This window comes from Desulfomarina profundi, from assembly GCF_019703855.1.
Lineage (GTDB): Bacteria > Desulfobacterota > Desulfobulbia > Desulfobulbales > Desulfocapsaceae > Desulfomarina > Desulfomarina profundi.
In genome coordinates this window covers 3,239,486-3,253,193 of sequence record NZ_AP024086.1, presented here as the reverse complement: position 1 = coordinate 3,253,193, position 13,708 = coordinate 3,239,486, and the positions used below count along the sequence as shown (strand labels likewise).

Annotated in this window: 10 protein-coding genes, 1 tRNA gene and 3 pseudogenes; 10 read left to right on the top strand and 4 right to left on the bottom strand. The window is 45.7% G+C overall.

The window, feature by feature from the left end; translation table 11 throughout:
• The first annotated feature begins 26 nt into the window (after positions 1-26).
• The 5 genes and pseudogenes from LO777_RS15000 to LO777_RS14975 form a co-directional block, all read left to right on the top strand.
• Complete coding sequence (locus LO777_RS15000) at positions 27-596, top strand: hypothetical protein (protein WP_228853789.1); 570 nt, start codon at positions 27-29, stop codon at positions 594-596.
• A gap of 104 nt (positions 597-700) precedes the next feature.
• The gene (locus tag LO777_RS14995; protein ID WP_228853939.1) at positions 701-2,146 is read left to right on the top strand and encodes a DDE-type integrase/transposase/recombinase; all 1,446 of its coding nucleotides are present in this window, start codon (positions 701-703) and stop codon (positions 2,144-2,146) included.
• Entirely contained in the window at positions 2,139-2,969 is an 831-nt protein-coding gene (locus tag LO777_RS14990; RefSeq protein WP_228853787.1) for an ExeA family protein, read from the top strand. Before LO777_RS14995 ends, LO777_RS14990 begins: the two co-directional genes overlap by 8 nt.
• Positions 2,970-3,269: 300 nt before the next feature.
• Positions 3,270-3,564 (top strand): annotated as a pseudogene (tnpB, locus tag LO777_RS21180) (IS66 family insertion sequence element accessory protein TnpB).
• Positions 3,565-3,835: 271 nt separating this feature from the next.
• Positions 3,836-4,483 (top strand): annotated as a pseudogene (locus LO777_RS14975) (IS21 family transposase); the annotation flags it as partial.
• A 255-nt stretch (positions 4,484-4,738) separates the two neighbouring features.
• Here LO777_RS14975 and LO777_RS14970 read toward each other — a convergent pair.
• Positions 4,739-5,527, bottom strand: coding sequence for an aldo/keto reductase (locus LO777_RS14970; RefSeq protein ID WP_228854672.1), 789 nt, complete (start codon positions 5,525-5,527; stop codon positions 4,739-4,741).
• A gap of 223 nt (positions 5,528-5,750) precedes the next feature.
• On the opposite strand from LO777_RS14970, the gene LO777_RS14965 reads away from it, so the two are divergent.
• On the top strand, positions 5,751-6,101 hold the full coding sequence (locus LO777_RS14965; protein ID WP_228854671.1) for a nucleotide pyrophosphohydrolase: 351 nt from the start codon (positions 5,751-5,753) through the stop codon (positions 6,099-6,101).
• An 8-nt stretch (positions 6,102-6,109) separates the two neighbouring features.
• Here LO777_RS14965 and LO777_RS14960 read toward each other — a convergent pair whose 3' ends face one another.
• Complete coding sequence (locus LO777_RS14960; RefSeq protein WP_228854670.1) at positions 6,110-7,324, bottom strand: response regulator; 1,215 nt, start codon at positions 7,322-7,324, stop codon at positions 6,110-6,112.
• 237 nt (positions 7,325-7,561) lie between these two features.
• On the opposite strand from LO777_RS14960, the gene LO777_RS14955 reads away from it, so the two are divergent.
• On the top strand, positions 7,562-8,341 hold the full coding sequence (locus LO777_RS14955) for a lysophospholipid acyltransferase family protein (RefSeq protein WP_228854669.1): 780 nt from the start codon (positions 7,562-7,564) through the stop codon (positions 8,339-8,341).
• Positions 8,342-8,363: 22 nt separating this feature from the next.
• Here the strand turns inward: LO777_RS14955 and LO777_RS14950 are convergent, their stop codons facing one another.
• Positions 8,364-8,690: a hypothetical protein gene (locus LO777_RS14950; RefSeq protein WP_228854668.1), complete on the bottom strand. Its 327-nt coding sequence runs from the start codon at positions 8,688-8,690 to the stop codon at positions 8,364-8,366.
• Positions 8,691-8,879: 189 nt separating this feature from the next.
• On the opposite strand from LO777_RS14950, the gene LO777_RS14945 reads away from it, so the two are divergent.
• A tRNA-Sec gene (locus LO777_RS14945) sits at positions 8,880-8,977 on the top strand.
• Between the two features lie 21 nt (positions 8,978-8,998).
• Here the strand turns inward: LO777_RS14945 and glyQ are convergent.
• On the bottom strand, positions 8,999-9,871 hold the full coding sequence (gene glyQ, locus LO777_RS14940) for a glycine--tRNA ligase subunit alpha (protein WP_228854667.1): 873 nt from the start codon (positions 9,869-9,871) through the stop codon (positions 8,999-9,001).
• A 506-nt stretch (positions 9,872-10,377) separates the two neighbouring features.
• Between glyQ and LO777_RS14935 the strand changes: the two genes are divergently transcribed.
• Together LO777_RS14935 and uvrA are read left to right on the top strand one after the other, a co-directional pair.
• Positions 10,378-10,800, top strand: a complete 423-nt coding sequence (locus LO777_RS14935) for a CoA-binding protein (protein WP_228854666.1) — start codon at positions 10,378-10,380, stop codon at positions 10,798-10,800.
• 71 nt (positions 10,801-10,871) lie between these two features.
• Positions 10,872-13,705, top strand: a pseudogene (gene uvrA / locus LO777_RS14930) (excinuclease ABC subunit UvrA).
• Positions 13,706-13,708 lie beyond the last annotated feature (3 nt).

Here is a 13,708-nt window from a genome sequence, read left to right as displayed (position 1 = left end):
CCTGCCTAAAACACTAAGGCAGGAAAATGATACCAGAATTACTTCAAAGCACCAACCTTTTTAAGCTTCTTCACCATATAGACATAGATTTGGCTGATCAGCAGCATAAAGCCGGTTGTCCCTATTGTGGTAGCCCTCAGCATTATTCCAATTACCAACGTCAGCCACGCGGTGGGCCTGATCTTCCTGAAGAGTACTCTGTACGGTTCAGTCTCTGTTGCAGTAAAGAGAATTGTCGTCGTAGAACCTTACCGAAATCGACTCTATTCATGGATCGGCGGGTGTATTTCAGAGTAGTTATATTGATTGTAACCACACTAAACCAAAGCAAACCACAGGAATACAGTAAAAACATGGTGTCAAAAATGCTTGGAGCAGACAGGAAAACAATCAGCAAGTGGTTGACGTATTTTCGTGAGATTTTCCCTAAAAGTCAACTCTGGCAAACAATACGTGGTTCTATTCATCCTGCTGTTACAAATCACACTTTGCCTGGATCTTTGGTGGGTCATTATCTCGAAACCAAAAAATCCTCCTCAAACGCAATTCTCAATTGTCTCGTACTGCTGGCGACAGGAACAGTGATGGAGCAGTAACTCCCCGCAAAAGTTGGGGACTTCTTCTTTTGTCCTCTCCCTGTAAATTGGTTTTTGTCCAAAAACGAGCAGACTATGCTCATAAACCAGACAGGAGCCATATCATGAACAAGAATAGCGAGTCCCGCCTGCATTCCTGGGCACAACTCCGTTTTTCCATCATAGGAGGACTGCTTGCCAGTCCTCCCGAGCCGGGAGAACTTGGCAGAAAACTTAAAATACTTGCGAGCCGACGGTATCAGCACCCATGCAAAGATGGGTTTGTTACCTTTGGTGCTTCCACCATTGAGCGTTGGTACTACAAAGCGTTGAACGGTAACGATCCTGTGGGAGATATGGAACGAAAACCCCGTTCAGATCTCGGGAAGAAAACAGCTCTTTCTGCGCAGATGCTGATCGAACTCGGGAAACAGTATTGCAGCTTTCCCCATTGGAGTTATCGGCTCCATACCGACAATCTTCTGGCATTAATTGAAGAAAAGCCAGAGCTGGGTAAACCTCCATCTTATGCCAGTGTTCGCCGACGCATGAAAGAAAGAGGGTGGTACAAGAAGCGGTCACCCCGTAACAAAACCAAAGGACAATACAAGGCAGAAGAACATCTTGAACAGATGGAAGTAAGAAGTTACGAGGCGTCCCATGTCCACGGACTTTGGCATCTGGATTTCCATAAGGGCAAACTACGGGTAGCTGATAGTAACGGAGAATGGCATACTCCGATAGCACTCTGCATACTTGATGACTGTTCCCGATTATGTTGCCATATCCAGTGGTATTATCAGGAAACAGCGGAAGTGTTGCATCATGGTATGTTGCAGGCCTTTATGAAACGGGGATTACCCCGCAGTTTAATGACGGATAATGGTGCGGCAATGATCGCCCGCGAAACAACAAATGGCCTACTGGGCTTGAGCATAAAACACGACCGGACATTGCCGTATAGTCCTTATCAAAATGGCAAACAGGAATCCTTCTGGGGACAGTTGGAAGGACGGCTGATGTCCATGCTGTCACGGGTAGAACCCTTGACGCTTGAGACGTTGAATTATGCCACACAGGCCTGGTCGGAGATGGAGTATAACCGAAAACGCCACCAGGAGATCAACTGTTCCCCTGTGGAGAAAATGCTGGCGGGACCAGATGGTGCACGCCCTGCTCCTGAGCGTGAAAAGATGGTTTTTTCTTTTACTGTTCAGGAAAATCGTGCCCAGCGAAAAAGTGACTCTACTTTACAGATCAAAGGTGTTCGATTTGAAGTTCCATCCAGGTTCCGCCACTTTGACCGACTATATGTACGATATCAAAGCTGGAATCTTTGCCACGCCTGGCTGGTAGACGAGAGAGATTCAACTTTGCTTGCGAAAATTTACCCTCAGGACAAGATCAAAAACAGTGACGGATTGCGAAGAACACTGGCTCCTCTTGTGGCCTTGCCTGAAGCTGATATCGACACAGACCCCTATCCACCGCTATTGCGTAAATTACTGGCTGATTATGCAGCCACCGGACTCCCTCCTGCCTTTATTCCAATGGAGGCAGACCATGAATAATAAGCGTCTTCTTGCACTGTTCGGTCTGAAATGGAATCCGTTTCTTCCCAACATTCCAGTACACTCTTTATGGCCGGCACCGGGAATAGATACCTTCCTCTTTCAAATTGAAAATCTGGTCATGGATGGCGGATTCGCACTCATGGCCGGAGAACCCGGGCTTGGTAAATCAAAAAATCTTCAATATCTTTCCCATAAACTTGAACGGTTGGAAAACGTCGTGGTTGGTGTTATGGAAAGACCTCAATCAAGTATTGCAGACTTTTACCGTGAGATGGGGGATCTCTTTGGTGTCAATCTTACCCCATCCAACAGATACGGTGGATTTAAAGCTCTCCGGGAAAGGTGGCGACAGCATATTACATCAACTTTGTTCAGACCAATACTCCTGATTGACGAGGCTCAGGAAATGGTGACCTGTAACCTCAATGAATTGCGGTTGATGGGGAGTGCTCAGTTTGATTCAGAATGTTTACTGACTGTTATTCTTTGCGGGGATCTCACTCTTCCTGAACGTTTTCGGAGCAATAATCTTCTTGCTCTGGGAAGTCGTATCAGGTTTAGAAGAATACTTTCACCATATGACAAAAAAGAACTGAGAAATTATCTGGAGTATTGTCTGAAACAAGCCGGAGCACCTCAGTTAATGACAAAACCACTTATGTCGGCACTTGTGGAACATAGTGCCGGCAATTTGAGACTACTCAATGTCATGGCAGCAGAACTGCTTACCACCGCAGCGCAACGTGAGCTTACTCAGCTTGATGAACAACTCTTTCTGGAAATGTATTCCCCCACACCACAAAAAAAAAGATCACGTTAAATTAACAAAAGTCACTCCTGCTTTTGGCAGGTACAAAGGTCTGGCGAAACGGAGGCGGGCTCTGCTGAGGAGCAACCCGCCAAGGGATAGCCAGATGGGAGCGACGGATTAGAAAAAACCGTCCGGGGAGTCTTCGGGCTCCCCACCTTTTTTTCTAAGCTCGAGCTTCCCCCATGCCTTAAAAAACCTACGAACCAGAGGCGCAGCCGAGGGGTTGTATATCTACTACGGCACCAAACATCAAATAACTCGAAAAACGTTCCATCATTAATCGTGCTTCGGCTCATTGGGGCAACAGACATGCGCAAATCGATCAACGGGCTGTCACTTCTTGTTGAAGAGGAATTCGAGCTTGATCTGTTCTCCGGCAGTCTTTTTGCTATTTTGCAATAGAAAACGAAACATCGTCAAAGTGTTGTATTGGTCGAACAATGGATTCGCTGTCTGGATGAAAAGACTTGAAGTCGATACCTTCTGTTGGCCGGAATCTGAAGCTGAGGTCATGGAGGTGACCCAGACAGCACTTTCCTGGTTATTAAACGGTCTTGATCTGACCCAGGCACACCGCCAGCTTGAGTATTGCTCCGTTGTCTAAAAAGTGTAGTAATTTATTGATTTAATAGAATTTAATATAACAAGTTGAGTTGTTTTGTGGTGGAGTTTTACCATGAATTCAAAGACTTCTACTCTCCCTGACGACCCTGTCGAACTGAAGAAAATCATTGCTCAGATAAGTGCTGAAAAGAGTCACTGCGTGACCAGCGACAATTAAATGACCAGCGACAATTATAATTCCTTTTGACGACAATTAAATTTCCCGGAAAATTGTGATCAGATTATTCATATTTCTCAAAGGAGGAATATAGATGGTCACAGACATTCAGGTGAGGAAATTGAAGAAATACTTAAGTCAAGGGAAGACGTTAGAAGTGGCAGCTGCCAGAGCAGGCATGGATGACAAGACCGGTCATAAGTATTGAGATAATGGTATGTTACCCAGCGAGATCAGTGCGGAGCGAGTGAGGGAGTGGCGAACTCGTAAAGATCCTTTTGAAGGCATATGGCCGGAGGTTTTGCCATTCTTGGAAACCAATGAAGGCTTGGAGGCTAAAACTCTTTTTGCCCATTTTCAAAGGATATATCCTGGTTCTTTCGAAGATGGCCAGCTTCGCACGTTTCAATGTCGAGTAAAAACCTGGCGTGGTACAGAAGGCCCTGGTCGTGAAGTTTATTTTCCCCAGGTGCATGTGCCAGGGCGGTTGAGTCAGTCTGATTTTACAGATATGTCCAAATTACAGATCAGCATTGGTGGTCAGTCTTTTGATCATCTCATCTACCATTTTGTTCTGACATATTCGAACTGGGAAACTGGTACGGTCTGTTTTTCTGAGAGTTTCGAGAGTCTGAGTGCTGGATTGCAGAAGAGTCTATGGAAACTTGGCGGAGTGCCAGAACAACATCAAACAGACAGGTTGTCAGCTGCGGTGAATAAACCGGGTTGCCCGGTAAAGTTCGTTTAATTGCTTACAAGCTTGCATTCCTCCAAATCTTTCATAGCCCACAAGTTTGTCAGGGTTCCGGAGAACGATTTATTTTTTCGATCTTTATTTACTTTTGTCATCCCATGTTCTCCACCCGAGCAGTCATCTTTTGTTTGAATATTGCTCCATCAGCTTTGGGGTACCCCGAAAAACAGGTGTTTCGTCCAAAATAAGTGTTTTTCGCATGACTTCAGATAGTAAGCATGTTTGCCAGTATCGACTGATTCTCTATTTCACTCTCCTGTAAAAAGCATTGTGCCGTGCATGGGGAGTAAACATTTCTGTAATCTGTGCTTTTTCCGCTTCAGTTAAATGTGGTGGTAAAGATGCCTTTGAGAGCTCACGAACCTCTTTCGGGGATGAGCAGCCAACTATTACCAGCGTAACTCCGCAGGAGAGGGCGTAGCGAATGAGTACATCAGCCGTGAGACCGAGTGAGGGGTTTATATAATGACCTGCTCCAAGTACTTTCATTCCGATGGTTGCCACCCCTTTGTCCCGGGCGGTTTCCAGGGTATGGGTAAGGAATCCGCCGATTGCCTGTTCTGCCGGGTTCACAGGCAGCAGAACAGTATCAACCGGCCACTGTTCCACTGCTTTTGTGAGTATTCGAGGATCGTGATGTCCTGTGACACCAATGTTTTTTACTATCCCGTTTTCCCTTGCTGCAATGAAGGCGTCCAGTGCACCGCCGGGACCGGAGATGGCCGCCAGGTCTTCTTCTGTCCGTACATCATGGATTTGCCAGAGATCCAGATAATCTGTCTTGAGTCGTTGCAGTGATGCGGATAAGTCTGCCATGGCACCTTTCCTGTCACGGGAGGCTGATTTGGAGGTCTGGAATATGTTTTGACGAAGTTCTGGATTGTTTTCCCAGGTGGCTCCATAATATATTTCACTGTCAGAGTATACTCTGGCACAGTCGAAGTAGGTGATGTTCTGTCGCAACGCCTCTTCAATCACCAGTTTTGCCGCATTCAGTTTGCCGTAGGTTCGCAGGACACCTTCTCCACCCAACCCGATGGTGTAACCTGTTTTTTCTCTCTGCCCAGAGGGACGGATTGCATTTTGATCCTCCTCAATTGTACTACGATCATAAAAATCTGATAACGTACGAAATTCAGCCTGTTTGGAGATGTGTTTCCGTTATCAGGAAATAAAATAACAATGACTGGGAAAAAGGCTACTTTCCTCGAACTACAATGCATAATCTTCAGGTATTGTATATAATCGGTAGATTATGAACAATTTAACAAGTCTGAAACAAAAATTACGAACTTTCTCTGAAGATCGTGACTGGGATCAGTTCCATTCACCCAAAAACCTGTCCATGGCACTTATTGTTGAAGTGGCCGAGCTGGTGGAACATTTTCAATGGCTCACGGAAGAACAGAGCAGAACACTGTCAGAGGAGAAACTCGGTGAAGTAAAAGAGGAACTGGCTGATATTCTGATCTATCTTGTCCGTCTTGCCGATACGCTGGACGTTGACATCCTGCGGGCAGCTGGAGAAAAAATCGAGAAAAACCGAACCAGGTATCCAATAGAAAAAGCAAAAGGTAACGCTGATAAATATACAAAGTTCGATTAAGTTCTGTTTTATAATTCGCCTTCCTGCTCCAGTATTTCAGAGCATAATTCACGCCATTGTTCAATGTTGTCACTCAGTCCGATTGCCTCGAGGTGGGGAATATTAACTGCATGTGGAGCTGTGGTAATTGTATCCGGGTATTTTTCATAATAAAAGGCATTGGCAAGGTGTACAGCGATTGCCGGACTGAACTTATTGTCAGGGTAATTGTCCAGCCTGTGGTGAAATCCTATGGCTTCAATGACCGGTCCGGGCATTCCCCACAACCCCATGAGGTAGGCGCCAAAGTCGTCATGTACAGCGTTAAAGATACGTTTTTCCGCAGAGCGGAGGCTGATACCTTCCTCTCCGGCCAGCAGGGTGGTTTTTTCATACAGTTTGTCCATCTTTGCCAGCATGACAAGCTTTCCTATGTCATGAAGCAGGCCCGCGATAAAACTGTTGTCAATCAGATCATTATCTTCTGACTGGGTCATGGCAATTTTTTTTGCGCAATTGCCGACTATCAGGCTGTGGGACCAGAGTTCTTTTACAGGGAATACTTTTGAAGATGCTTTTATTTCGGTAAAGGCGCCAACTCCGAGAACCAGGTTTTTAACCGTATCAATACCAAGAAGATTTACCGCCCTGGCCGGGCTTTCCACCTTCTGGAAAAGACCGAAAAAAGCTGAGTTGACCAGTTGCAGTACTTTTGCAGACATGGCCATGTCTTCTTCGATGATTGCAGCGATTTCAGAGACCGGGACATCCGGGTTGGCAATTGCCTGTCGAAGTTTTGCATAGACTTTCGGAAGGCTGGGGAGGGTATCCAGCTGTGAGACCATTTCCTTGAGACTGGGATGGGCCATAAGGTCGTGCAGGGCGCAGACCCGCAGCAGGACGGCTTTCAGGTATTCCGGATCACACGGTTTGGCGAGAAACTGATGGACAACCCCCACGGTTCTCATTATTGACTCTTCATTGGCCTGGCCGGACAGCATAATTCTTATGGAATATGGATACCGTTTCTGTATTTCCGCGAGCAGCGTTGCACCATCCATTCCGGGCATGCGCATATCTGATACTACTACATCAAAATCATGCTTTTCCATGATTTCGAGAGCTTTTTTGCCACTTTCGGTAAATTCAAGATGGAATTCTTTCCGAATGGAGCGGAGCATTCGCTTTAATCCGGATAGGATATTGGGTTCGTCGTCGATAAAGAGAATTTTTTTCTTCGTCATGATTCACCTGTTTTCTGGGAATAGTATTATTCCATCTCTGTTATTGTATAACAAAAGGTATCTTTCAGTCAAAATGTGGTCAAAGATAAAGCCAATCTGGTGGCTTGTATTATTTTTTGGTGGACTGGGGGAAGAAGGAAGAAATACTTGCTTTGTTGAAGATGATCATGCTACCCTCGTTGGGTAACTGATTTCAATTGGAAAGCTGAAATAATTCAAGTTGGCGGGTAAGCAGGTATGCGCGGAATTCAATATCAAAACGGGATATACAGGACACCGGCAAAACAATTATCCTTTTTCGGTAAAATGTTGCCGTCACTTTCTTTTTACAGCCGGTTTCTCCTGATTGTCGCCAGTGCCGGCTGGAAGGCAAAACAGGGGAAATATGACAGCGGCTCGTGGATCGACAGCAGTCTCGATGTGTTGCTCAGGTTGGAAAATGCAGGTATCCGTGTGGAGATCAGTGGTATTGAAAATCTGCTGGAGTTGAATGAGCCTGTTGTTATCATAGGAAACCACATGAGTATGATGGAAACGTTACTGCTTCCTGGAATTATTCAACCGCTGATGGAGGTGACTTTTGTCGTCAAGCAGAGCCTTCTGGACTATCCGGTGTTTAAATATGTCATGCGCTCCAGAAATCCAATTGCGGTCAGCAGAACGAATCCACGAAGTGATTTAAAGGTTGTAATGACAGATGGGGTTGAGAGGCTGAAAAACGGAATCTCCGTAATTGTTTTCCCTCAGACTACAAGATCACAGGACTTTGACGCAAAACAGATGAGTTCTATTGGCGTGAAGCTTGCCAAAAAAGCCTGCGTAAACGTTGTCCCTCTGGCATTGAAAACTGATGCATGGCAGAATGGGCGCATGGTGAAAGATTTCGGTAGACTTGACGTGAAAAAAACAGCGTATTTTTCTTTTGGTAAATCGTTGCGGGTTGAAGGAAAAGGCAATGAAGAGCAGGCTGCCATTAATAATTTTATAGCAGAAAAACTCCGGGGCTGGCAAAAATAAAGCGGCGCCGACTTCTTCTTTTTCACACGTCCGGTGCACTCAATATATCCGGATCGTCAGCCAGGTTGAGATTTTCCTCGTCAATTTCGGTTTCAGTGGTTTCTTCCTCTTCGGTAGTTGTTTCCTCGACCACCACTACAGGTGCCTCCACCTTTTCATTTTTCTGGCGGATTGCTTTCGGGATTTTGGATTCTGGAAGAACAAGTTCTGTTATTTTGGCAATTTCAGCTTTGATATCGGGGTCCTGAAGGCAGATATCGCATGATTCCACATGTTGTTCCATGAATGAGACCATTCGGGCTGGTGCCATGGTTTCGTCACGAACATGGGTGTACCACAATTTAATCATTTTGATTAATCTTTCGCACTGCATGTTTTTATTTGAATGAAGTAAGAGGAATTTTAAAATTAACTGGAAGTTGAAAAACTCATTTCCGGACTGTGATAATAAAACGACGTAGTATAATAAAAAGTTGTTTTCAAGGTCAACACTTATTAGTATAGTAGTTACCTTTTTATGGATATATGTCCATTTGACGGAAGTGGATAGGGCACTGGTGGCCCTCCCGGACTTCAAATCCGGTGTAAGGGGTTAATAGCTTCTTAGGTGGGTTCGATTCCCATGCACTTCCGCCATTCTCAATTGTGTCTTCCCTTTCAGGTTTTCTGCATCAGCGGATGTCCCATTTCTTCCCGCTGGACCACGTAAGCTTCGGCAACCTTTCTTGCTATATTTCTTATACGGCCGATATATCTTGTCCGTTCATTGACACTTATTGCTTTTCGGGCATCAAGAAGATTAAAGGTGTGTGAACATTTCAGGCAGTAATCATATGCCGGCAGAAGCAGTTTTTTATCAACGAGTTTAAGTGCTTCTTCCTCGTAGGCATTAAAAAACATCAACAGTTTTTCCACATCAGCTTTTTCAAAGTTAAAGGTTGAGAACTCGATTTCCGCCTGATGAAAAATTTGACCGTAGGTTATTTCATCATTCCAGGCAATATCATAGACGCTTTCAACTCCCTGGAGGTACATGGCAATGCGTTCCAGGCCATAGGTGATCTCCACGGTGGTTGGAAATAGTTCGATGGATCCGGCCTGTTGAAAATAAGTGAACTGGGTAATTTCCATGCCGTCCAGCCAGACCTCCCAGCCCAGGCCTGATGCTCCCAGGGTAGGTGACTCCCAGTCGTCCTCAACAAAACGAATATCGTGATCCAGCAGGTTCAGACCAAATCGTTCCAGGCTTTTCAGATACAGCTCCTGTACATCAATGGGTGATGGCTTGATAACGACCTGGTACTGGTAGTAATGTTGAAGGCGATTGGGGTTTTCCCCGTATCTGCCGTCGGTGGGGCGACGTGATGGTTGAGGATATGCTGATTTCCATGGTTCCGGGCCAAGAGCTCGAAGAAGCGTTGCAGGGTGAAAGGTACCTGCTCCGACTTCCATGTCATATGGTTGTTGAATAACACATCCCTGTTCCGCCCAGTATGTGCTGAGCTCAAAAATGATATCCTGAAAATTCATGGAATTTCCTCACGCTGATATATGTGCATTTATTATTCTTCTGAATCCGTGAGCGAACGCCCCGCAGGGTGCCAGGTCCTTTGTACTTTGTTTTCTGCATATTACTTAGTGTCTGTCCATAAATGGCCTTTTTGCCAGATCTCTGCGTCACAGGAAAATGAAAAATGCTCACATATGCCTAATATGCTGCGCTTTTTATTTCCCTATGCTCCTTGAACTCGAACAAAAAAATCTCATTTCTGGAAAGGCACTACTTAATAAAAAACCACAAAACTGCCACGGATTCAGGATTCTGACTGTGTACAAGATGCCTTATTGATTGGCAGGCATCGGTCAACAGTGTTTCTCTCTCATGGACAAGTTCTGTTTTTTGATTATTGGTTCTACTATATAATTGCTATCTTGACTTTTGTCCATGGGCTCCTCATTATATTTGAATTAAGTATCTGCTGAATTCCACGCTCAGTTGAACCGTTTTTATTTTATATTTTCTGGAGCACTATGATATGCAGAATTTAGGATCTCTTCAAGACCTGTCGGAAATTGAACGGGTATTGAAAAAAGTTCATTCCATTGCTGTGGTCGGCTTATCTCCCAAGGAAAACAGGCCAAGTAATATGGTCGCCCGCTATCTTATTGATAAAGGATACGCCATATATCCCGTCAATCCCGGACAGACCGAAATTCTCGGAAGAAAATGTTATCCTGATCTGGAAGCAATTCCCGATCATATTGATCTTGTGGATATTTTCAGAAGGTCCGAGGATATTCCGCCGGTGGTTGAACAGGCAATAAAAATCGGCGCTGAAGCTGTGTGGATGCAGCAGGGGATAGTCAATGAAGAGGCGGCAGCTCTTGCCCGCGAGAAAGGTCTTTTTGTAGTAATGGATCGCTGCATCAAAGTCGACCATTCTTCTCTCAATATCTGATCGATTTCTTTTTACGTCACTGGTGAATTCCGGACAGGCAGGAGTGTGTCTGTTTATTCAGGCGATAATTCATGGAACCAAAGCTCTTAAGTGTCCGTGGTGCACGGATGCATAATTTGAAAAATATTGATGTTGATCTGCCTCGTAATCAGCTGGTGGTATTTACCGGTCTTTCCGGGTCAGGGAAATCCACCCTGGCATTTGACACCCTGTATGCTGAAGGCCAGCGTCGCTATGTGGAATCACTGTCCACTTATGCCCGCCAGTTTCTCGGTCAGATGGACAAACCTGATGTTGATGCCCTGGAAGGATTGTCTCCCGCTGTTTCCATTGAACAGAAGACAACAAGCAAGAATCCCAGGTCTACGGTGGGAACCGTAACGGAAATTTATGACCACCTCCGTCTTCTTTTTGCCCGATGTGGTCACCCCCATTGTCATGTCTGTGGTGATCCCATCGAGGCTCAGTCTGTCGAAGATATGGTTGATGCCCTGATGCGCCTTGAAGAAGGAACAAAACTGATTCTGCTGGCACCATTGGTCAGTGCAAGAAAAGGGCGGCATGAACAGCTGCTTGCCAGAATACGCAGGGAGGGATTTGTTCGGGTTCGTATTGATGGTGATATTTTACATGCTGATGATCTGACCAGTCTCGATAAAAATAAAAAACACACTATTGAGGTAGTGGTTGATCGTCTGGTTATTAAGGATTCCGTGCGCAGGCGGTTGTCAGATTCAGTGGAGACAGCTGTAAAATTAACGGAAGGGCTGCTTTTGGTACTGTTTCCTGAAGATAATTCCGTAAGGCTCTTCAGTGAACTGGCTGCCTGCCATAACTGTTCCATCTCTGTACCCCCCATGAGTACTCGACTTTTTTCGTTTAACAATCCCGAAGGGGCCTGTGCTGAGTGCAGTGGTCTTGGGGTAAAACAGTTTTTCGACCCTGTCCTTGTTGTTCCGGATCCTGACAAGTCAATAGCCCGTGGTGCCTTGGCTCCATGGGGCTGGAGGAGTGAAAACACCTATACAGGTCAGATGCTTTCCGGGGTTGCGAGTCATTATAAAGTGTCACTGGAGACTCCCTTCAGGAAATTGCCGGAGGAGGTTCAGAAGGTCTTTCTTTATGGTTCAAAGGGGGAGGAAATATCCTTTCACTACCAGAAGGGAAGGCGGGTTATGACCACGGTGAAACGTTTTGAAGGCATTATCCCCCAGCTTGACCGGCGTTTTCATGAAACTCAGTCGGGAATGATCAGGGAAGAACTGTCAAAATATATGAATGAACAGATCTGCCCTGATTGCAAGGGGGCAAGGCTCAAACCGGAGGCACTGGCTGTCAGGATAGGAAAATGGTCAATTGATGAGTTGACGCGATTATCTATAGACAGGCTGCTGGTGGAGATACCGCTTCTACCGATGAACACAAGAGAACGACAGATCGGTGAGCCGATTATGAAGGAAATTGTCGACAGGCTATCGTTTCTTGAAGATGTTGGGTTGGGGTATCTCTCTCTGGAGAGACGTGCCGGGACTCTTTCCGGTGGCGAGGCCCAGCGGATAAGACTTGCCTCACAGATTGGTTCAAGGCTGGCCGGAGTGTTGTATATTCTTGACGAGCCAAGTATTGGTCTGCATCAGAGGGATAATCAGAAACTGATCAATACACTGCTGGAATTGCGTGATCTCGGCAACAGTGTTATCGTCGTTGAACATGATACAGATACAATATTGTCAGCTGACCATGTACTGGACATGGGACCCGGTGCCGGGGTCCATGGGGGAGAAATTGTTTTCAGCGGTGCGGTTGAGGAGTTACTGAAGAATGATAAGTCGGTAACCGGTGCGTATCTTTCCGGAAGAAAGAGCATTAAAATACCCGAAAAGCGACGAAAGGTCGGCAGGCGGAGCAGGAAGGTTCTTCGTCTGAAAAATTGTACAGTCAATAATCTGAAAAAGGTTGAAGTGCGTTTTCCTCTGGGGGTAATGACCTGTGTGACGGGGGTTTCCGGATCCGGTAAAAGCTCACTTGTTATCGAGACTCTTTTCCGGTATGCCAAAAGCGGGTTGAAGACCAGGGAGAAGACATTTTCTCTCGATGGAACAGTTCTGTATGGTCTTGACCATATAGATAAAATTGTTGATATTGATCAAAGTCCCATTGGCAGAACACCCCGCTCCAACCCCGCCACCTATACAGGGGTGTTTACCCCTATCCGGGATCTCTTTTCCAGGCTTCCTGAATCCAGGGCCAGGGCATATAAACCTGGGAGATTCTCTTTCAATATCAAGGGTGGGCGCTGTGAGGCTTGTGATGGTGAGGGAATGAACAAAATCGCCATGCATTTTCTTCCTGATATTTACGTGGTTTGTGAAAGGTGTAAGGGGAAACGGTATAATGCTGAAACCCTGGAGATCCAATATCGGAGCAAAAATATACATGAAGTGCTGGCCATGACGGTGGAGGAGGCGTTGGAGTTTTTTCAGAATATCCCTCCAATAAAGAACAGGTTGCAGACACTTTTTGATGTGGGCTTGTCCTATATTTCCCTTGGACAGTCCTCTGTTACCCTTTCGGGGGTGAGGCCCAGCGGGTCAAGCTGGCCAAGGAACTGTCGACCCGGAGCAGTGGCAGGACTCTCTATATTCTTGATGAACCGACAACAGGGCTGCATCCTGCGGATATTCAACATTTATTGAATGTTCTTAATCGGTTGGTTGACCAGGGAAATACAGTTGTAGTTATAGAACATAACCTGGATGTGGTAAAAACCGCAGACTGGATCATTGATGTTGGGCCGGATGGTGGAGATGGTGGCGGTGAAATTGTGGGAACTGGCACACCCGAGGAAATTGCAGGGATGGAGAATTCTTATACAGGGCAGTTTCTTGGGGAGGTTCTTGGATAAAGA

What these genes read in the sequence shown, in the direction of transcription:
- LO777_RS15000 (WP_228853789.1), top strand. Translation starts at nt 27, where the DNA reads ATGATACCAGAATTACTTCAAAGCACCAACCTTTTTAAGCTTCTTCAC.
- LO777_RS14995 (WP_228853939.1), top strand. Translation starts at nt 701, where the DNA reads ATGAACAAGAATAGCGAGTCCCGCCTGCATTCCTGGGCACAACTCCGT.
- LO777_RS14990 (WP_228853787.1), top strand. Translation starts at nt 2,139, where the DNA reads ATGAATAATAAGCGTCTTCTTGCACTGTTCGGTCTGAAATGGAATCCG.
- LO777_RS14965 (WP_228854671.1), top strand. Translation starts at nt 5,751, where the DNA reads ATGAACAATTTAACAAGTCTGAAACAAAAATTACGAACTTTCTCTGAA.
- LO777_RS14960 (WP_228854670.1), bottom strand. Translation starts at nt 7,324, where the DNA reads ATGACGAAGAAAAAAATTCTCTTTATCGACGACGAACCCAATATCCTA.
- LO777_RS14955 (WP_228854669.1), top strand. Translation starts at nt 7,562, where the DNA reads ATGCGCGGAATTCAATATCAAAACGGGATATACAGGACACCGGCAAAA.
- LO777_RS14950 (WP_228854668.1), bottom strand. Translation starts at nt 8,690, where the DNA reads ATGATTAAATTGTGGTACACCCATGTTCGTGACGAAACCATGGCACCA.
- glyQ (WP_228854667.1), bottom strand. Translation starts at nt 9,871, where the DNA reads ATGAATTTTCAGGATATCATTTTTGAGCTCAGCACATACTGGGCGGAA.
- LO777_RS14935 (WP_228854666.1), top strand. Translation starts at nt 10,378, where the DNA reads ATGCAGAATTTAGGATCTCTTCAAGACCTGTCGGAAATTGAACGGGTA.